The 18,120-nt window shown below is 61.3% G+C and carries 16 protein-coding genes; 8 read left to right on the top strand and 8 right to left on the bottom strand.

Going from position 1 to position 18,120, the window contains the following annotated elements; all coding sequences use genetic code 11:
* Positions 1-3: 3 nt before the first annotated feature.
* Entirely contained in the window at positions 4-3,063 is a 3,060-nt protein-coding gene (locus tag C1J04_RS15150; RefSeq protein WP_114865446.1) for an efflux RND transporter permease subunit, read from the top strand.
* A gap of 9 nt (positions 3,064-3,072) precedes the next feature.
* Here the strand turns inward: C1J04_RS15150 and C1J04_RS15145 are convergent, their stop codons facing one another.
* Positions 3,073-3,729: a TetR/AcrR family transcriptional regulator gene (locus tag C1J04_RS15145; RefSeq protein WP_114865445.1), complete on the bottom strand. Its 657-nt coding sequence runs from the start codon at positions 3,727-3,729 to the stop codon at positions 3,073-3,075.
* Positions 3,730-4,062: 333 nt separating this feature from the next.
* Between C1J04_RS15145 and C1J04_RS15140 the strand changes: the two genes are divergently transcribed.
* From C1J04_RS15140 to C1J04_RS15130, 3 genes are all read left to right on the top strand, one after another.
* Entirely contained in the window at positions 4,063-5,214 is a 1,152-nt protein-coding gene (locus tag C1J04_RS15140; RefSeq protein WP_005848706.1) for a C4-dicarboxylate TRAP transporter substrate-binding protein, read from the top strand.
* 82 nt (positions 5,215-5,296) lie between these two features.
* Positions 5,297-5,845 (top strand): TRAP transporter small permease, encoded by a 549-nt coding sequence (locus C1J04_RS15135; RefSeq protein WP_009824216.1) that lies wholly within the window; start codon positions 5,297-5,299, stop codon positions 5,843-5,845.
* Positions 5,842-7,152 carry a TRAP transporter large permease gene (locus C1J04_RS15130; protein ID WP_114865444.1) on the top strand — a complete coding sequence of 437 codons (1,311 nt, stop codon included), beginning with the start codon at positions 5,842-5,844 and terminating at the stop codon, positions 7,150-7,152. The genes C1J04_RS15135 and C1J04_RS15130 overlap by 4 nt, the downstream gene beginning before the upstream one ends.
* Before the next feature lie 40 nt (positions 7,153-7,192).
* On the opposite strand, the gene C1J04_RS15125 is transcribed toward C1J04_RS15130, so the two are convergent.
* Genes C1J04_RS15125 through nthA form a run of 3 tightly spaced genes read right to left on the bottom strand, consistent with a single transcriptional unit; the run spans position 7,193 to position 8,801 of the window.
* Complete coding sequence (locus C1J04_RS15125; RefSeq protein WP_114865443.1) at positions 7,193-7,519, bottom strand: nitrile hydratase accessory protein; 327 nt, start codon at positions 7,517-7,519, stop codon at positions 7,193-7,195.
* The gene (gene nthB, locus C1J04_RS15120) at positions 7,516-8,178 is read right to left on the bottom strand and encodes a nitrile hydratase subunit beta (RefSeq protein WP_114865442.1); all 663 of its coding nucleotides are present in this window, start codon (positions 8,176-8,178) and stop codon (positions 7,516-7,518) included. Before nthB ends, C1J04_RS15125 begins: the two co-directional genes overlap by 4 nt.
* A complete protein-coding gene (nthA, locus tag C1J04_RS15115) occupies positions 8,175-8,801 on the bottom strand; it encodes a nitrile hydratase subunit alpha (RefSeq protein WP_114865643.1) in 627 nt (208 codons plus the stop codon). The genes nthB and nthA overlap by 4 nt, the downstream gene beginning before the upstream one ends.
* A gap of 197 nt (positions 8,802-8,998) precedes the next feature.
* On the opposite strand from nthA, the gene C1J04_RS15110 reads away from it, so the two are divergent.
* Positions 8,999-10,267 carry a sensor histidine kinase gene (locus tag C1J04_RS15110; protein WP_114865441.1) on the top strand — a complete coding sequence of 423 codons (1,269 nt, stop codon included), beginning with the start codon at positions 8,999-9,001 and terminating at the stop codon, positions 10,265-10,267.
* 9 nt (positions 10,268-10,276) lie between these two features.
* On the opposite strand, the gene C1J04_RS15105 is transcribed toward C1J04_RS15110, so the two are convergent.
* Together C1J04_RS15105 and C1J04_RS15100 are read right to left on the bottom strand one after the other, a co-directional pair.
* On the bottom strand, positions 10,277-11,152 hold the full coding sequence (locus C1J04_RS15105) for a LysR substrate-binding domain-containing protein (protein WP_114865440.1): 876 nt from the start codon (positions 11,150-11,152) through the stop codon (positions 10,277-10,279).
* Positions 11,152-12,180 carry a YeiH family protein gene (locus tag C1J04_RS15100; RefSeq protein ID WP_114865439.1) on the bottom strand — a complete coding sequence of 343 codons (1,029 nt, stop codon included), beginning with the start codon at positions 12,178-12,180 and terminating at the stop codon, positions 11,152-11,154. The genes C1J04_RS15105 and C1J04_RS15100 overlap by 1 nt, the downstream gene beginning before the upstream one ends.
* 213 nt (positions 12,181-12,393) lie before the next feature.
* Here C1J04_RS15100 and C1J04_RS15095 point away from each other — a divergent pair, with 213 nt between their 5' ends.
* A complete protein-coding gene (locus tag C1J04_RS15095) occupies positions 12,394-13,029 on the top strand; it encodes a TetR/AcrR family transcriptional regulator (RefSeq protein ID WP_114865438.1) in 636 nt (211 codons plus the stop codon).
* Positions 13,030-13,039: 10 nt separating this feature from the next.
* On the opposite strand, the gene C1J04_RS15090 is transcribed toward C1J04_RS15095, so the two are convergent.
* A complete protein-coding gene (locus tag C1J04_RS15090; protein WP_114865437.1) occupies positions 13,040-14,695 on the bottom strand; it encodes an FAD-binding dehydrogenase in 1,656 nt (551 codons plus the stop codon).
* Positions 14,696-14,705: 10 nt separating this feature from the next.
* The gene (locus C1J04_RS15085; RefSeq protein ID WP_114865436.1) at positions 14,706-15,572 is read right to left on the bottom strand and encodes a bile acid:sodium symporter family protein; all 867 of its coding nucleotides are present in this window, start codon (positions 15,570-15,572) and stop codon (positions 14,706-14,708) included.
* A gap of 201 nt (positions 15,573-15,773) precedes the next feature.
* Between C1J04_RS15085 and C1J04_RS15080 the strand changes: the two genes are divergently transcribed.
* Both C1J04_RS15080 and C1J04_RS15075 read left to right on the top strand, forming a co-directional pair.
* Complete coding sequence (locus C1J04_RS15080; protein WP_254693873.1) at positions 15,774-17,324, top strand: AMP-binding protein; 1,551 nt, start codon at positions 15,774-15,776, stop codon at positions 17,322-17,324.
* A 123-nt stretch (positions 17,325-17,447) separates the two neighbouring features.
* On the top strand, positions 17,448-18,095 hold the full coding sequence (locus tag C1J04_RS15075) for an NAD(P)H-dependent oxidoreductase (protein ID WP_174226632.1): 648 nt from the start codon (positions 17,448-17,450) through the stop codon (positions 18,093-18,095).
* The last annotated feature ends 25 nt before the right edge of the window (positions 18,096-18,120 follow it).

Below are 18,120 nucleotides of genomic sequence, written 5' to 3'. Positions count from 1 at the left end.
ACTATGAAAATCGCACGTTTTTCCATTGAAAATCCGCTTTATACGTGGATTTTCATCCTCTTCGCCCTGTTTGGGGGTGTGTTTGGCTACCTGTCGGTCGGCAAGCTGGAAGACCCGAGCTTTACCTTGAAATCCGCCATCGTCGCCACCGCCTATCCCGGTGCCAGCGCGGCAGAGGTGGCGACCGAAATCTCTGAGGTGCTAGAGGCTGAAATCCAGCAGATGGACGAGGTCAAGACCGTCACCTCGCGCAATACCCACGGGCTGTCGGTCATCGAAGTCGAGATGCAGGATGAATACGACGGGACCGAGCTGCCACAGGTCTGGGATGATCTGCGCGACCGTGTGTCTGACGCGGCAAGCTCACTGCCCTCGGGGGCCTATCCGTCACAGGTGAACGACGATTTTGGCGATGTTTTCGGTATCCTTTATGCCGTCTCCGCCCCCGGCTTTTCGGATTCCGAGATCTGGGAGATCGCGACTTTCATCCGGCGTGACCTGCTGACGGTCGACGGTGTTGCCAACGTCGATATCGACGGGCTGCCGGAAGAGGCGATTTTTGTCGAACCAGCGTCGCAAAAGATGTCACAGCTTGGCATCGATCCCAGCGTGATCATCGGCGCGATCAGTGAATCCACAGCGATCAACCCCACCGGCTTTGTCGAAACGGGCGATACCAACCTGCGGATCGACGGTCCCTCGGGCGATGATAGTGTCAATGAAATCAGCGCGTTGACCTTCGGCTTTCAGGGCGAGGTGCTGAACCTGCTGGACGTGGCAACCGTGTCGCGGGGCCGTGTGGACGCCCCCGACCACCTTTTGCGTCAAGACGGGCAAGAGGTCTTCACCCTTGGCGTTTCGGGACTGGAATCGGAAAATATCGTCGAGGTCGGCAAACGCGTCGAAGCGCAGCTTGAGACCTTGCAAACCTTCCTTCCCGTCGGGGTAGAGATCACGCCGATCTACGAACAACACCGCGTCGTGGACGAAGCCAACAACAGCTTCCTTTTGTCGCTTGCCATGTCCGTGGGCGTGGTGATCGGGGTGCTTGCGCTGTTCATGGGGGTCCGCGCCTCGGTTGTTGTCGGTGTATCGCTTTTGCTGACCGTGCTGGCCACGTTCTTCTTCATGTATCTGTTCGGCGTCAAAGTTGAACGGATCAGCCTTGGGGCCTTGATCATCGCCATGGGGATGCTGGTGGATAACGCCATCGTCATCGCCGAGGGTATGCAGCAAGAAATGCGCAAGGGGCGGCCCTCGGTCGCCGCCGCGGATACAGCGGCGCAGAATACGCAGATCCCCCTGCTGGGTGCCACGGTCATCGGGATCATGGCGTTTGCCGGGATCGGTCTGTCGCCTGACGCCACGGGCGAATTCATGTTCTCGCTTTTTGCGGTGATCGCGATCTCGTTGTTGATGTCGTGGGTCGTGGCGGTGACTGTGACGCCTTTGCTGGGGCATTATATGCTGAAGATCGGCGGGCTGGCAGATGACGACAGCGGGTATAACGGCCCGATTTTCCGCAGCTATGGCAACCTTGTCCGGCTGGTGCTGCGGTTCCGCTGGCTGGTGTTTGCCGGCCTGATCGGCACCACGGTGGCCTGTGTGATGATCTTTGGTCAGGTCAAACAGCAGTTCTTCCCTGCGTCCAACACGCCGTTGTTCTACTTTGAATACAAGGCGGAGCAAGGCAGCTCTATCCAGTCGACCTCCCGCGATCTTGCGGTGATCGAGGATTGGCTGCTCGCGCGCGACGACGTGGACACTGTGACGACGACCATCGGTGCCGGCCTGACGCGCTATGTTCTGACCTACACGCCCGGAGACAGCGACCCTTCGATCGGGCAGCTGGTGGTGCGCGCCACCTCGGCTGATGCGATCCCCGCCCTACGCGCCGAGCTTGACCAGTTCGCGATCAACGCGCTGCCTTGGGCAGAGGTGCAGACCAAGCGGATCATTTTCGGCCCCGGTGGCGGGTCGGATATCGAGGCGCGTTTTTCTGGGCCTGACCCCGAAGTGCTGCGCGATCTGGCCGATCAGGCAGAGGATATCCTGCGTGACGCAACCCCGCTGCTGCATACCGAACATGTCGATTGGCGCGAGAAAGTGCTTGTGACCCGCCCTGTCTATGCCGAGGACCGTGCGCAGGCCGTGGGCATCGGGCGCAGCGATGTGGCGGATGCGATTGCCCTGTCGACCAATGGGATCACCGCGGGCACCTACCGCGAACGGGACCGGTTGATCGACATCATCGTGCGGGTGCCGCGTGCGGAATCCGCGAGCAATGGGCAGCTGCCCGACCAGATCGTCTATTCCGCCGCGCTTGGGGACTACCTGCCGCTGAGCCAGGTGATCGACGGGTTCAAGGTCACCGCCGAAAACGCGGTGATCGAACGGCGTAACCGCGTGCAGACGATCACGGTACAGGCCAACGTCATCGAAGGCGTCACCCCGCCCACCGTCTTCCCGCAGATCCGCCCGCTGATCGAGGCGATCGAACTGCCGGTCGGCTATACCCTTGAATGGGGCGGAGAGTTCGAGAACGCGGGCGACGCACAGGCTTCGCTTGGCAAGCAGATGCCGCTGAGTTTCGGGACCATGTTGCTGATCACCATCCTGCTGTTCGGCAAACTGCGCCAGACCGCGGTGATCTGGACCATCGTGCCCATGGCGATCAACGGGGCGGCACTGGGGCTGTTGTTCTCGGGGTTGGCGTTCAGCTTTACTGCGCTGCTGGGGCTGCTGTCGCTATCGGGGATGTTGATCAAGAACGCCATTGTTCTGGTCGAAGAGATCGACGTGCAAAAAGAAAACGGCCTGAACCAGCACGACGCCATTGTCACCGCCAGTGTCAGCCGTTTGCGCCCTGTGGTTTTGGCGGCGGTCACAACGATCCTCGGGATGGTGCCGCTGCTCGCCGATTCGTTCTTTGCCGCGATGGCGGTGACGATTATGGGCGGTTTGGGCTTTGCCTCTGTTCTGACGCTGATCGGTGTGCCCGCGCTATATCACACCTATCTCGCGAAAGAGCGCCGCGCGGATGCGGCGGCCAAACCGGCCTAGGAAAGCGGATTATGCCGTGGTGCCATGCACCACGGCATGCGCCAAAGCACGGGCCAGCGCGTCACGCTCCCCCTCGGATTGATCGGGACGGATACGGTACCAATCAACCAGCCCGTTCAATGCACCCATCAACGCACGGCTGGCGATTTCGATGTTCGGCACGTCCAGCTCCCCCTGCGCCACACCCGCGCGCAGCACCTCGCGGTAGAGATTTTCATAGTCGTTGCGCAGGGTAATCAGCTCGCGCAGCACAGCGCGCTCGGCTTCGGTGGTGGAGCCGCGCAAATAGACCTCTACGCCCAAGCGGATACTGCGCTGATAGGGCAGCGTGTCCATCATCACCCGCGCATGGGCATGGGCCATCAATTCAAGCTTGCTGATGTTGGAAGTATCCAATGATATCAGCGGGGTAACCGCGTCAAAACAATATTGCATCGCCTGTCGGTACACCGCGAAATAGATCGCGTTCTTGGACCGGAAATGGTGGTACACCCGCCCCTTGGTCGCGCCCAGAACATCGGCGATATCGTCCATCGTCGCCTTGTCGAGCCCCTTGAGCATAAAGCACTGCGCCGCCGCCTCGATGATCTCGCGGCGGCTGTCATGCTTGGGCGCGGCCCCCTCGGTGGCGTCCGTCAGCGTGTCGTCATCGATGTGTTCGTCCATTCGGTTCAGCCTTCGACAGCGGGTGCGCAGTAAAGAACGGGGGGTTTTGCCCGTGTAGCGTGAATACTGAGCCGAAAAAAACGGTTGTGACAAGCCGTTGCGTCACCGGACCCCCCGTAATTATCCGTTAGCGCACTTACATCACCGACAGCTATTGACACCTGCGCGCCCTGTTACGAGAGTAACATACTACTCGGAATGTTGTGCCGGAAAATCACAGGCTCAACACATCAGACCGTGGGAATGGACGGTGTGCCGAGTACCGAAAATCAAGGGGCAACCACGCGTTTTGCGCGGTTGTTTGACCCGAAATATATGTTTGGGAGGACATACATGACTTATAAATCATCCGTCGCAGTCACCGCATTGGTCGCTGCTGTTGCCATCGCCGGTCAGGCCAGCGCGAAAGAGCGTCTGAACTTTGCCTACGGCTATCCGAATAACTCTGCCATCGGTCTGGCGGTTGACGCCTATGCCGAAGCCGTGGCCGAACGCTCTGACGGTGAAGTCGACGTAACCGGTTTCGCGATGTCGCTGCTGAGCCTGCCTGAAACCTCGCCCGGTGTGCGCGACGGTCTGGCGGATGTCGGCTTTGTGCTGCCGCCCTACTACCCGGCGGAATATTCCACGAACCTCTTCCTGCACGAGATGAACCTGCTGGTGAACCTTGTCGAAAAACCCACAGGTAAAGAGCCGCTGGCCTTCACCGGCGCGATGGTCGAATACACATTCACTAAATGCCCCGAGTGTCTGGAAGAATATAGCGCACAAAATCAGGTCTATACCGGCGGCGGCGTGACCCCGCTGTACAACCTGCTGTGCAAGGACGTCAAAGTCACCTCCGTCGAGGATCTGAACGGTCTGCGTCTGCGTGCCGGTGGTGCCGGTTTCGTGCGCTTCGCCGAAGCTTTCGGCGCCCAAGGCGTGCGTCTGCCCGTTTCCGAAGCCTATGAAGCGCTGGATCAAGGCATCATCGACTGCGCCATGCTGTCCGCGCCCGAGCTGACAAACTACAACCTGCACGAGGTCGTCACCGACATCACGCTGGCCGTACCGGGCGGTGTTTTTGCGGGCGTTTCCTCGGCGAACGTGAATGCGGACCGCTGGAAGGGCATGGACGACGCATCGCGCGAAGCCCTGCTGTGGGGTGGCAGCCAGATGACGGCGCATACCACATGGAACTTCTACACCGACGATGCCGCGGCGATCGAACATGCGCGTGGGGCCGGGATCAACATCCACGAGCCCGACGCAGAGCTACTGGCAGCGGTCAAGGAATTCAGCCGTCAGGACCTCAAGACCGTTTCCGCCCTGTTCAAAGACACTTACGACGTTGCGCGGGCCGATGAAATCGCCGCCGATTTCGAGCCGCTGTTGGCCAAGTGGAACGATCTGGTGGTCGACGTGGACAGCGCTGACGCGTTGAACCAAGTGATCTGGGATCAGGTGATTTCCAAAGTGGACCCAGCGACTTACGCGCAGTAAGCCGCCCATCCGCTGATCACAACGGGGTGCCGCGCCGATGCGCGTGGCCCCCCGACGGCCCCTTTTGCAAACGGATACTCCGATGAAACTTATCGCGTCAGTGATCTCTGCGGTGATCACGTTGACCGCTTCGCTGGCTGGTATCATTGTTCTGATGCTGGTTGCCCATGTCACCATCGACGTGGTCATGCGCTTTGCGTTCGATACGCCGCTGAACTCTACTATTCTTTACGTCTCGGCCTTTTATATGGTCGCGATCGCCTTTCTGCCTCTCGCCGCGGTGGAGCAAAACGACAGCCACATCGCGGTTGAACTGCTGGTCGAAAGGTTTCCCACCAAAGTACAAAGCTTTCTCGCGGGGCTGGCCTTGCTGCTGACCTGCATCGTGACTGCCACCGTCGCGATCCGCACCGGAGACGAGGCTTTGGCGAAATTTATCGGCGGCTCCTATTCGATTGAGGCAGGCGGCAAGGTGACCACATGGCCCACCTATCTGGCGCTGCCCTTGGGCTTTGGCCTGATGTCGATCGTCGCCGCGTGGAAATTCATCTGTCACCTTACCGGCCGCCCCCACGGGTTGAACGCCTTGCAGGTTGAAGACCCCTATCTAGCCGGCGGAGACGCACAATGACCGAGTTACAAATCGCAGGCATCTTTATCGCGATCCTGCTGGCGATGATCCTGATGCGTATCCCGATTGGCATCTCGCTGATCGCCGTGTCCTTTGGCGGGCTTTGGTCCATGTTCAACTGGAACATCGCCTGGGGGAGCCTCGGGATCGTGCCCTACAGCTTTGCCAATTCATGGGTGCTGAGCTCTATCCCCGCCTTCCTGTTCATGGGGTTCATCTGTTATCACACAAGGCTGACGCAGGGGCTGTTCAACGCCGCGCAGATCTGGCTGTCGAGCCTGCCGGGCGGCCTTGCGATTGCGTCGGTCTTTGGCTGCGCCGGTTTTGCCGCTGTGACCGGATCCTCGGTCGCCTGCTCTGCGGCGATGGGTAAAATCGCGGTGCCTGAAATGGTGCGTCACCGGTACAGCCCCGAACTGGCGACGGGCACCGTTGCCGCGGCGGGGACCATTGGTGCCCTGATCCCGCCATCGATCCTGATGATCCTTTACGGCATCATCTCGCGGCAGTCTGTCAGTGCCCTGTTCATGGGGGGGCTGGTGGTCGGGGTGATCACGCTGGTCGCCTATATCGTGCTGATCCTCGTGCGGGTGAAGATGAACCCTGATCTTGCCCCTCCGGTCCAGATCAGCGCGACGCGCGCAGAGAAGATCAAGGCATTGGGTCAGACATGGCCGGTGCTGCTGATCGTGATCGGTGTGTTCGCGGGTCTGTTTGGCGGGGCGTTCACCCCGACCGAAGCGGGTGCCATCGGGGCCATGCTGTCGACCATTGTCGCCCTGCTGTACCGCACGCTGACGTTCAAGGCATTGCGCATGGCGATCACCGAAACACTGACCACCACCGCCGCTTTGCTGATCATCGCCGTGGGGGCCAGCCTGCTGACACGCTTTCTGGCGCTGTCGGGGATCGGGGACGCGCTATCCGATGCGATTCTGGGCTTTGGTGCCGCGCCGCTGTTGATCATGATCGGCATCGTTTGCGTCTATCTTGCGCTTGGCATGATGCTGGAGCCGGTCGGGGCGATGCTGCTGACCTTGCCTATCGTTCTGCCCATCGTCGAAGAGACGGGCTATAGCCTGCTGTGGTTCGGTGTGGTGCTGGTCAAACTGCTCGAGATCGGGATGATCACGCCGCCCATGGGGATGAACGTCTTTGTAATCAAAGGCGTGGTCGGCAATACCGCGTCGCTGTCCACGATCTTCAAGGGCGTGTTCTGGTTCGTCATCGTTGATCTGTTGATCGTGGCGGCGTTGATCGCCGTGCCCGATATCGTGATGTTCCTGCCCGATTGGGTCGGCCGCTAAGACATCGCCTCCGGCGCGGAGTTTCCTGCGCCGGAGCCCTTCACAGCGTGATAGCTTGCCCGTGAGGCGTCCGTGCCGCCGCTTCGTGCCATGCGTCTTTACATGCCGCCAGCTCGCCCGCCGTTGTCAACTGCTTCTGCGCCACGATCTTTTCCAGCGCGGTCAGCCAGTGCTGGTAGTAGTCACGCTCTGTCCCTGAATGCACCTCTGCGGTCAGCGCTTGTGCCCATTCGGCCCATGTGAAGGCCCCCGATTGATGCAGGGACACCGCCATCGCAAAGGCCTGCGCCTGCCACGGCGCGTCAAACACCGGTTCATCATCCGACAGCGTAATATCGGGCAAAAGCGAAAGATCGGGCAGGGTCATGATACGGTCCTCAGATAGGGTTCCCACAGATCAAGGGTCACGCTGTCATCCGCGCGCGCCTGATCGCCCCAAAGCGTGCGCGCCGAAAATGCCACCTGATACAGCCATTGCGGATCCTCGCCCTGCCCTTGCGCATTGCTATCGGGAAAGACGTGAAACCCGTGCACCTTGGTGATCGTCCCGACCTTGTCGCGGGCATAGCGTGCCATGCGGGTGTGGGTGGTGGGATGGTTGTTGATCGTTCTGATCTGATCCCCGACGGCAAAGGCCGGGGTCCCTGTCGCGGGCCGATCCGCCGGACCACCGGCCGCCAACATGTCGTCGACATCTTCGGCAGCAAGCTTGCGTTTGATCGGCGCGGCGGGGGTCAGCGGCACCGATTGCGCAATCTCTGCCTCGGTGAGCATCCCCTTTTCGACCATCAACCGCTTGGCCGCTTTCAGCCAGATCGCGTAATAGGGCGTGCGGGTATAATCGCCCGGATGCATATCTTCGCGCGCGGATCGCGCAGCATCGATATTCCACTGCCCGCAGGCCCCAAGCGCCACCACGATCCCAAGCGCGCGGGCCTCCCAGGGGGCGTGAAACAGCGGTTCGTCCTCTTCTTGCACCACGGGGCCAAAGCCCATCATCCCGCCAAGATCCGCGCCGCCGTTCATGATGCCACCTGCGGCGCGCGCACCAGCCCTGTCCCGATCATCGCATTGCGGGTCACCAGATCGGCCAACTGTTCCATCGAATAGCCTTCGGTTCCCGCCGGGCGCTGCGGGATCACGAGATAGCGGATCTCGGCGGTTGAATCATGCACCTCGACCCGCGTTGCATGATCAAGGGTCACGCCGAACTCCGCCAGTACCCCACGCGGATCAATCACCGCCCGCGACCGGAAGGGAGGTGATTTATACCACGTCGGCGGCAGCCCCAGCACCGACCACGGGTAGCAAGAGCACAGCGTGCAGACGACCAGATGATGCACCTCGTCCGAGTTGAACACCGCTTCGATATGCTCGCCCTGACGGGAATGATACCCAAGCGAATGGATCGTTGCAGAGGAATCGCGCCTTAGCCATGCCTCGAATTCCGGCTCTACCCATGATTTCGCCACCACATGCGCGCCGTTGCGCGGGCCGATCTTGGTCTCGTAGGTCTGGATGATCCGGTCCACCGCCGCGCTGTCGATATAGCCCTTAGCGCTCAGCAGGCTTTCCAGCGCCCTCACCCGCGCCTCGGTCTCTGTCAGATGTGAATGATCGCCTTCGTGATCATGTCCGTGGGAAGTCATCGTTCCGCCCCCTTCGCCCTGCGTGTTGATGCAACGATAGGAGGGAACGCCGCGATTGGAAACCACCATATGTGTGGGCGGCCTGCCGCGACTTCCGTGACGTCAACATACCTTACTTATCCCCCCGTCCTGACACGAAGCGACCGCAGGAATGCCTAATTTGTTAACCAAGTTGACCCAAAGCCAAGGAGCCCCGCATGAGAACCTATCCGATCCCCTTTAACGAAGAAGCCCGCCTGCGCGCCGTTTTTGATATTCCGGGACTGACCGCACAAAACGAAGCGTTGTTTGACACGATATGCGAGGCGGCGCGCACCCTGCTCGACTGCCCGATTGCGCATATCAGCGTGGTCGAAGAGGACAGCCAGTGGTATAAATCCGTTGTGGGCATGCATCTGGACCCGATGCCCAAGGACACCGGTTTTTGTGCGCACACCATTATGTCCGACGCGCCGATGATCGTGCCCGATCTCAGCAAGGACGCCCGCTTTGAACGGCACCCGATGGTCGCCAAGGGCGGGCCGGAGGCGCGCTATTACGCGGGTGTGCCGCTTATCCTGTCCTCCGGTCACCGCTTTGGAAGCCTGTGTGCGCTGGACCTGAAGCCCCATGAATACCCTTCGGAAAAGCAGATTGCCCTGCTCACCGATCTGGGTCGTATCGTCGTTGCCGCACTGGAGCGGAGCCAACCCGAAGCCCCCGAAGTGCAGCAGGATAAAACCGCGCAATCAACCTTCCTGACCTTGGTTGGGCACGAGTTGCGCACGCCGCTGACCGTACTTTTCGGCAGTCTTAAGCTGTTGGAGGTGACAGCAAGCAACGGCACCAACCCCACGCTGATCCATTCCGCCCGTCGGTCGGTGGATCACCTAACGAAACTGATTGAAACGATCCTGTCCTATAGTAACGCCAGCACCGGCGAGCTGCGGTTGAACGAACAAAACTGCGACCTTGGCGCGATCCTGAGCGCGGTTGCAGGGTTGCAGTTCCCCACCACGGATGCGGCGGCCAAAACGGTCACGCTTCGTGATACTGTGATGCTGGATACGCTGCATGTGGACGCCGAGCAGATCGAACTTGCCGTCACAGCTTTGGTGTTGAATGCCGTGATGCACGGCGGGACCGACATCACGCTAGAGACGTTTCAGGACATGGACGGGAATATCGAGATTTCGGTGCGGGACAACGGCAGTTTCGACGACCATGTCGAACTGGCCGAACTTTACAAACCTTTTGTCGTGGGCGGGTCGCTGGACCACCGCGCGACCAAGGGCGGGTTGGGTCTGGGGCTGCCCCTGACCCGCAAGCTGGTCGAGATGCACGGCGGCGATTTCGAGGTCCACGCAGAAGCGGATCACAGCCGCGCCGTCATCCGCCTGCCCGCGTGGCGGTGTAAAACCGCGATGATCCAGGCTGCCAAAATGGCACCTGCCACTGTCCCTGATGCGCGGCAGAAGCTTATCTAGGAGCAGCGCTTATGCGCTTGTCTCGGCGTGGCCGATGAACCGGGCCTCATGCGCGCTTGGCTGGCGTTCGCCGTGGGTCAGGATGTGAAACCGTCGCTGCGGGGTGTCGATGGGCACGTCGACCATCCGCCCCGCCTCGATCGACCGGCGGACCACCAGATCGGACAGCAGCGCGGCACCGATGCCCGCTTCGACCGCGCTGCACACCGCCTCGTTTGACGGAAGCTCCAGCGTGCTTTCCAGATCCTCCAGCCCCAGACCCTGCCGCCCGAGCCACTGCAGAAAACTGTCGCGCGTGCCTGACCCTGCTTCACGCAGGATCCAAGGGGTCTGGCGCAAGCGTTCGGGCGAAAGATCGCCCCCCTCGGCACCGCTTGGGAACACCAGCCGCAGCGTGTCCCCCGCCACCGCCTTAGCGCGGAGTGTGGTGAGCTGGCAGTCCCCCTCGATAATGCCGATGTCAGCTTGCAATGCTTCGACCGCGCGAGCGGCGTCGTCGCTGTTGCCGATCCGCACCGTCAGCGCGATCTCGGGGTGCGCCTCGCGGAACCGCGCGATCACCGCGGGCAGCCAGTAGTTCGCGACCGTCTGGCTTGCCGCAAGCCGCAGCTTTCCGCGTTTCACCCCCGCCAGATCATCCAGCCGCTGGCTGGCGATGGCAGCGCGGGCCAGAACGGCGCGGGCTTCGCCCAGAAAATCACGCCCCGCATCGGTCAGCACAATCCGCCGCCCGATACGATCAAAAAGGCGCAGGTTATGACGCTCTTCCAGCGCGGCGATGGCAGCGCTGGTCGCACTTTGGGTCTGGTTCAATGCTTCGGCGGCGCGGGTCATGTGTTCACGCTCTGCCACGGCAACGAATATGCGCAACTGGTCCAGTGTCATCAGGCGGCCCCCGTCAGGATGATCAGCGCAAGGCTGACGCCCATGATAAAGACCCAAGCCGCCGCCCCCAGCAAGGCCGGACGCCCCCCCGCCGCGGCAAGTTTGCGCAGATCGGTCTCAAGCCCCATCGCCGCAAGCGCCATCGCCAGCAGGAATTGCGTCACAGCGGTCGCGGGGTCCAGCACCGCCTGCGGCACCCAACCGGTCGAGGCCACGCCGACCATCGCGATGAACCCGAAAACAAACCACGGGATCGGGGCCTTGCCGCCACCGCCTTGCCCCTGACGCCGCCGCGCGGCAAACGCGCCCAGACAGAGGATCATCGGGGCAAGCATCATCACCCGCGTGAGCTTGGCAATCGTGCCGAACTGGCCGGCCTCCTCTCCGCGCTGGAAGGCGGCGGCGGCGACCTGGGCGACCTCGTGGATCGACGCACCCGTCCAAAGGCCAAAGCCGCGCGGGCCAAGGGTCAACCAGTTTTCGGCCAAGGGCAGCAGGATCATGGAGAGCGAGCCAAAAATCGTCACGCAGGCCACCGCATAGGCGACATCTTCGTCGCGGCCACGGGCTACGGTATTGGTTGCGATCACGGCAGAGGCCCCGCAGATCGACGTGCCCGCCGCGATCAACTGCGTCAGCTTGGCATCCACCCCCAGCACGCGGCCCAGCCATGTGGTGAACCCGAAGGTCAGTACCAGCGACAGCGCGATCACCGCGACCCCCACCCAGCCGACAGCCGCAACCTGCCCCAGCGTCAGCTGCAACCCCATCAGGATAATCCCCGCCCGCAACACCGGTCGCATGCTGATCGCAAGCCCTGTCTTCGCCACCTCGGGCGTGCCAAGGGTGTTGCGCAGCGCCATGCCCAGAAGGATCGCGAGGATCAACGGGCTCAGCATGCCCACCCCCGGCAGATACCGCAGTGCAAAGGCCAGCGCGGCGATCATGGCGGCAAGCGCCAGACCCGGCCAGATCGATGGCGTGGTTTTATCAGCGTGAACGAGGTCAGAGAGGGTCGTATCAGTCATAGCGTGCCTAAGTATCGTCGTGTCCCGTGCATTATCGGCCATTCCGATACATCAATCCAACGGATTATAATTATCCAAATGATCGCAAAATGTGATTGATTGGTTAGGCCGTGGCAGTCGCTTGATGCAGCGTCTCTCTTTACGCTTGGGGTTCTGCGCCCCTATCGTTAAGGGACTGCCGAAACCGGCATCGCTGCGCAGAAAGGGAAACCCATGGTCCCGATCATCTTTGGCCCCCTGCGGACCCGTGAAACGCCGCGCCAGTCGCGTGCGGTGACCCGCGTGCATGTCATCCTGAACGCCACGGCAGCGCTGCTGGCCGAGAACCGGTTGCAAGACCTGACCACCACCGCCATCGCGACCCGTGCCGAGGTGCCTGTCAGCTCTATCTATCGGTATTTTCCCACGCTTGATGACGTGCTGCTTGAGCTCTATTCGCAGACCGCCAATGAATTACGCGCCAAGCTTTTTGCCAGCCTTGATGACGTTCACGCCCATACGACATGGCGGGACCGGTTGCGTGCCGTGCTGAATGTGCAGCGCAGCTATTTGGCGCGACATCCCTACTACCGCCCCCTGCTTCTGCATTTCGCGACGAAACGCGGACCGCTCGCGATCGAGGATGACGACCACGATGATCTTGTCCGCTTTCTATGCAACAGATGGGAGAGCGGTGCCGACGGGTTTCAGGGCGGCGATCCGGTGGTGGTGGCCAAAACCACGATCCAGATCTCCCTTGCGATGGAGGATCTGGTCGCGGCGCAGGCGGATCGGCGCAGCTCTCGCCCCTATTCGCAAGAGCTGACCAAAGTGCTTGAGCATTATCTGGCGCAATACCTGTCGGATTAGCGCCTGCGGGTCAGGCGATGGTATCCGCCCGCCCCGCCTGCCGCCCCGAAAAGATGCAGCCGCCCAGAAACGTCCCCTCAAGCGCGTTATACCCGTGATACCCACCGCCGCCAAAACCGGCGACCTCGCCCGCCGCGAAAAGCCCCGTGATCGGCGTGCCAGAGGCGTCCAGCATCTGGCTGTCAAGATTGGTCTGCAACCCGCCCAGAGTTTTGCGCGTGATGATGTTCAGCTTGACCCCGATCAACGGCCCGTTTTCAGGGTCGAGGATCTTGTGCAGTTTGGCCGTGCGTTGCAGCTTGTCGCCGCGATAATTCCGCGCCGCATGGATCGCCATGATCTGCGCGTCTTTGGTAAAGTTGTTGTCGACCTGCCTGTCGCGGGCCCTGATCTCGGCTTCGATCTTGTCAAGCGACAACAGATCATTCCCCTCCATCCCGTTCATCTTGGCGATGAGCTCGGGCAGCGTTTGGGCGACGACGAAATTCTCGCCATGCTCCTTGAAGGCCTCGACGGCGGGGGTCGCGGCCTTGTTCAGGATACGTTGCTGCAAGACTTTGACCCAGCTTTTGTCGGCGAAATCGGGGTTCTGCTCTGACCCTGACAGGGCAAATTCCTTTTTCACGATCTTCTGCGTCGTGATGAACCACGAATAATCAAAGCCCGTATCAAGGATCATCTTCAAAGACCCCAGACTGTCGAACCCCGGCAGCGACGGCGCGGGAAAGCGGTTGCCCTTTGCATCGAACCACATCGACGACGGGCCGGGCAGGATACGGATACCGTGGTTGGGCCAGATAGGGTCCCAGTTCTTCACGCCCTCGGTATAGTGCCACATGCGGTCATTGTTGATCAGCTGGCCGCCCGCCGCCTCGCTGATGGCGATCATGCGGCCATCGACGTGGGCGGGTACGCCGGCGATCATCTCTTTCGGGGCGGGCCCAAGACGTGCCGTCGGCCATGACTTGCGCACCAGCTCGAAATCTCCGCCGATCCCGCCAGAGGTGACAACGACAGAGGGCGCGCGCAGTTCGAAATCGCCCACGATATCACGGTTGGTCTTTTGCCCGCGTGATGCCCCGTGCGCCGCCAGCACCTCGCCCGAGACACCGACCGCGGCACCGTTTTCCATGATGATATGCGAACAGCGATGGCGGAATTTAAGCGCGATGCGACCGGCCTGCTGATGTTCCCGCACGCGGCGTTCGAATGGTTCCATTGTTCCGGGCCCAACACCCCAAGTCAGGTGAAAGCGCGGCACCGAATTCCCGTGACCCGACCCAAAGCTGCCGCCGCGTTCGGCCCATCCCACGACGGGAAACCACCGCATCCCCATATCGTACAGCCAGCTGCGCATCGGGCCTGCGGCGAAATCGACATAGGCCTCGGCCCATTTGCGCGGCCATGCGTCTTCGGGCCGGTCGAATTGGGCCGATCCCATCCAGTCTTGTAGCGCAAGTTCGCGGCTGTCCTTGATACCCATCCGGCGCTGTTCCGGGCTGTCGATCAGCATCAGCCCGCCAAGGGACCAGAAAGCCTGCCCGCCCAGAAAGGCTTCGGGTTCCTGATCGATGAGGGTGACCTGTTTCCCACGATCAGCCAGTTCGGCTGCGGCGACCAGTCCGGCGAGACCGCCGCCCACGATAATAACGTCAGAGGTATTCATGCAAAGCTCCTTACGCTGTGCCGATGCGGCGGTATTTCAAAACGACGGGCAGGATGATCAGATACATCAGGATACCGTAAACAGCCGACGGCAGCGCATAGGCGGTGAAGCCACCCTCGCCGCCGACAATGATCGCGGCGACGGCGATCCCCAGGGTACTGTTCTGCACCCCCGTCTCGACCGAGATGGTCTTGGCCTCGGTCACCGACAGGCCAAGCAGCCGCGGCACGACAAAGCCGATGGTGGTCAGCGCGGCCAGCAAGACCAGCAGCGCGGGCCCGATCACCACGATATTTTCCACAAACAGCGCCCAATTTGCCGCCAGCGCAGCCAGCACGATCACCGCAAACAGGATCGTCGCCACCGCGCTCAGTTTAGGCTCGGCCCGGGTCATCGCGGCGGGGGCCATCGCCCGCGCCCCCAAGCCAAGCGTGACAGGCACCACCGTCAGGGCAAACATGGTGACAGCGGTTTTGGTGATGTCGATCTCGGGCGCGGCATCGCCCATGAAATATCCCATCGACAGGCCCAAAATCAGCGGCACGGTCACCACGCTGGCAAGGCTGATCACCGCCGTCAGCGACACCGACAGCGCCACATCCCCTTTCGCCAGCTTCGAGATCACATTGCTGGTCACCCCACCGGGGCAGGCCGCCAAGATCATGAACCCCACGGCCATTTCCGCGCGGATGCCAAAGGCCAGCACACAGATAAAGGTCACGAGCGGCAGCAGGATGCTTTGGTTCAGCGCCCCGATGAAAAACGCAAGCGGCCGCTGCCCGACACGGGCGAAATCCGCAGGTGTCAGCCCGACACCCAAGGTAAACATGATAAACGCCAAGCCGAGCGGCAAGACGACCGAAATCAGTACATCCACGATTATCCCTCCCAAGACATCTGTGAAAAACAGAATATATTTCCGGTATAGCCGTCAAGTGCCGATTCACCTAAGAGAAATCCGCTCTGCCGTAACGTCGCGCACGGGCCCCCGATGGACCCTTCCCCAAAGTAAGGTTACCTTAGCGTAAGGGAACGAAACAACCTGCGCGCCCGAAAGTGGCGGGCGGGCATTGGCACGATGGGAGTACATCTAATGTCGGATACGGTGATTGCGGATTTTGATCGCAAGCTTGCACGAGAGGCGTTTGAACAGCGCGCGGCGCAGGGCGCTGCGGCGTTGACGCGTCTGGGGGCGGGGGCTGATGTGCCTGTGGCGCTGATCATGCGCAACGATCTGACCCAGCTCGAGGTCATGCGCGCTGCGGCCATGGCCGGCACGGTCATCGTGGCGCAGAACTGGCACGCTGCGGCAGAAGAGGCCGGCGCCATTTGTGACGACAGCGGCGCACAGTTCGTGATCATCCACCGTGACCTGATCGACGCTCTGCGCCCCGCCCTTGAGGGGCGCACGGTCATCGCGGTCACCCCTGATACCGCGCTGCGTCAAGCCTATGGCATTGATGACGCCGCCGCTAAGACCGACCCCGAGACACCGGAATGGTCCGCGCTGGTAGATGCCGCCGACCCCATCACCCCGCGCGAGATGATGCGCCCGCTGATGCGCTATACCTCGGGCTCGACCGGCAAGCCGAAGGGCGTGCGGCGTTTGGGGGGCGGGCCCAAGCGCGACTTTGAAGAGGTGCTTTCGCGCGTAGGCACCGAGATGTTGCAGCTCAAACCCGGCTCGCGGTTCTTTACGGCAGCGCCGATCTATCACTCGGCACCGTCAACGCTGACCTCTGCCGCGCTGGTCACCCCGGGCGTATCGACCTTTGTCGCGCCCAAGTTCGACCCGGAAAGCTTCCTTGCCACGATCGAGGCTCAGCGCATCACTCATATCTATCTGGTCCCCACCATGATGAGCCGGATGCTGAAGCTCCCCCAAGAGGTGAAGGCGAAATATGACCTGTCCTCGGTGGAATTCTGCGTCTCGACGGGGTCACCCTGGCCACATGACCTGAAAGTAGCGATGATCGACTGGTGGGGGCCTGTGTTCTGGGAAAGCTACGGCGCGACAGAGATCGGGTTCATGACGATGGTATCCTCGGCAGATGCTTTGGCACGGCCCGGCACCGCAGGGCGGATGCAGATGGGCGGCACGTTGATGATCCTTGACCCCGATGGGAACGAGCTGCCCGCCGGTCAGGTGGGCGAGATCTATGCCCGCATGGATGCCTTCGGCGGGTTCGACTATTCCAACGATCCCGAAAGCCGCGCCTCGGCTGAAAAGCACGGGCATTTCTCTGTCGGGGATCTGGGGTCGGTGGATGAGGACGGGTTCCTGTTCATCACGGATCGCAAGAAAGACATGATCATCTCGGGCGGGGCCAATATCTTTCCCGCCGAGATCGAAGCGGTGCTGATGCGCGCGCCTTTCATCCGCGATGTCGCCGTCTTTGGCGCGCCTGACCCCGAATTTGGCGAACAGATCGTCGCGGCGGTTGAACTGGCCGACGGGCACAGCGCCGACAAACAGAAGGTGCTTGATTTCCTTGACGGCAAACTGGCCCGTTTCAAAGCGCCACGGATCGTCGATTTCCACGAGGCCCTGCCCCGCGAAGACAGCGGCAAGATCTTCAAACCCCGCCTGCGTGCGCCCTACTGGGACGGGGCGGGCCGGTCGATCTGACCCTGACCTGACGCCCTTACAGCAACCGGGACCGGTGTGAATTGCGCCGGTCTCCTTGTGTTGGGGCGCGGGGATTCCTACATCGCGCCGGTACACACGCCGCCCCGAGGGGCCAAAAACAGGATGATCACGATGACCAGCACCCTACTAGAGCAGTTGAACTGGCGCTATGCGACCAAGAAGATGGACCCGTCCAAGAAAGTCCCTCAGGACAAAGTCGACACCATCGTCGAAGCCATCCGCATGACACCCACCTCAAGCGGCACCCAGCCCTTCGAGCTGCTGGTCGTGACCAACCCCGACAAGCTGGCGCAGATCCAGAAAGCCGCCAGCGACCAGACCCAGATCACCGAAGGGTCGCACCTGCTGGTGTTCGCGGCGTGGGATAACTACACCAAAGACCGCATCGACGCGGTCACCGATCTGAATGTCGAAGCCCGTGGCGACCTGCCCTTGCTCAGCGCCTATTACGAGAACCTGAAAAACAACTACCTGCCCCGCGATGTCGAGGTAAACTACGCCCATGCCGCGCGTCAGGCTTATATCGCGCTTGGGGTGGCACTGGTTGCCGCCGCTGAACAAGAGGTCGACAGCACCCCGATGGAGGGTTTCGACCCAGCCAAGGTAGACGAGATTCTGGGCCTTAAAGAGCGCGGCCTGCGGTCGGTGATCCTGCTGCCTCTGGGCTATCGCGACGCGGAATCCGACTGGCTGGCCCCGATGAAAAAGGTACGCAAGTCGGCTGAAACGCTGGTCACCCATATCGACTGATTGTTGCGGGGCGAAGGGGCAAACA

Origin of the sequence: Sulfitobacter sp. SK025, assembly GCF_003352105.1 — a bacterium.
Classification (GTDB): Bacteria; Pseudomonadota; Alphaproteobacteria; order Rhodobacterales; family Rhodobacteraceae; genus Sulfitobacter; species Sulfitobacter pontiacus.
Note: the sequence above shows the minus strand (reverse complement) of the source record. Positions and strands in the feature narration are given on the sequence as shown.

What these genes read in the sequence shown, in the direction of transcription:
- C1J04_RS15125 (WP_114865443.1), bottom strand. Translation starts at nt 7,519, where the DNA reads ATGACCCTGCCCGATCTTTCGCTTTTGCCCGATATTACGCTGTCGGAT.
- C1J04_RS15100 (WP_114865439.1), bottom strand. Translation starts at nt 12,180, where the DNA reads ATGACTGATACGACCCTCTCTGACCTCGTTCACGCTGATAAAACCACG.
- C1J04_RS15095 (WP_114865438.1), top strand. Translation starts at nt 12,394, where the DNA reads ATGGTCCCGATCATCTTTGGCCCCCTGCGGACCCGTGAAACGCCGCGC.
- C1J04_RS15145 (WP_114865445.1), bottom strand. Translation starts at nt 3,729, where the DNA reads ATGGACGAACACATCGATGACGACACGCTGACGGACGCCACCGAGGGG.
- C1J04_RS15075 (WP_174226632.1), top strand. Translation starts at nt 17,448, where the DNA reads ATGATCACGATGACCAGCACCCTACTAGAGCAGTTGAACTGGCGCTAT.
- C1J04_RS15110 (WP_114865441.1), top strand. Translation starts at nt 8,999, where the DNA reads ATGAGAACCTATCCGATCCCCTTTAACGAAGAAGCCCGCCTGCGCGCC.
- C1J04_RS15080 (WP_254693873.1), top strand. Translation starts at nt 15,774, where the DNA reads ATGGGAGTACATCTAATGTCGGATACGGTGATTGCGGATTTTGATCGC.
- nthA (WP_114865643.1), bottom strand. Translation starts at nt 8,801, where the DNA reads ATGACTTCCCACGGACATGATCACGAAGGCGATCATTCACATCTGACA.
- C1J04_RS15150 (WP_114865446.1), top strand. Translation starts at nt 4, where the DNA reads ATGAAAATCGCACGTTTTTCCATTGAAAATCCGCTTTATACGTGGATT.
- C1J04_RS15135 (WP_009824216.1), top strand. Translation starts at nt 5,297, where the DNA reads ATGAAACTTATCGCGTCAGTGATCTCTGCGGTGATCACGTTGACCGCT.
- C1J04_RS15140 (WP_005848706.1), top strand. Translation starts at nt 4,063, where the DNA reads ATGACTTATAAATCATCCGTCGCAGTCACCGCATTGGTCGCTGCTGTT.
- C1J04_RS15130 (WP_114865444.1), top strand. Translation starts at nt 5,842, where the DNA reads ATGACCGAGTTACAAATCGCAGGCATCTTTATCGCGATCCTGCTGGCG.
- C1J04_RS15090 (WP_114865437.1), bottom strand. Translation starts at nt 14,695, where the DNA reads ATGAATACCTCTGACGTTATTATCGTGGGCGGCGGTCTCGCCGGACTG.
- nthB (WP_114865442.1), bottom strand. Translation starts at nt 8,178, where the DNA reads ATGAACGGCGGCGCGGATCTTGGCGGGATGATGGGCTTTGGCCCCGTG.
- C1J04_RS15105 (WP_114865440.1), bottom strand. Translation starts at nt 11,152, where the DNA reads ATGACACTGGACCAGTTGCGCATATTCGTTGCCGTGGCAGAGCGTGAA.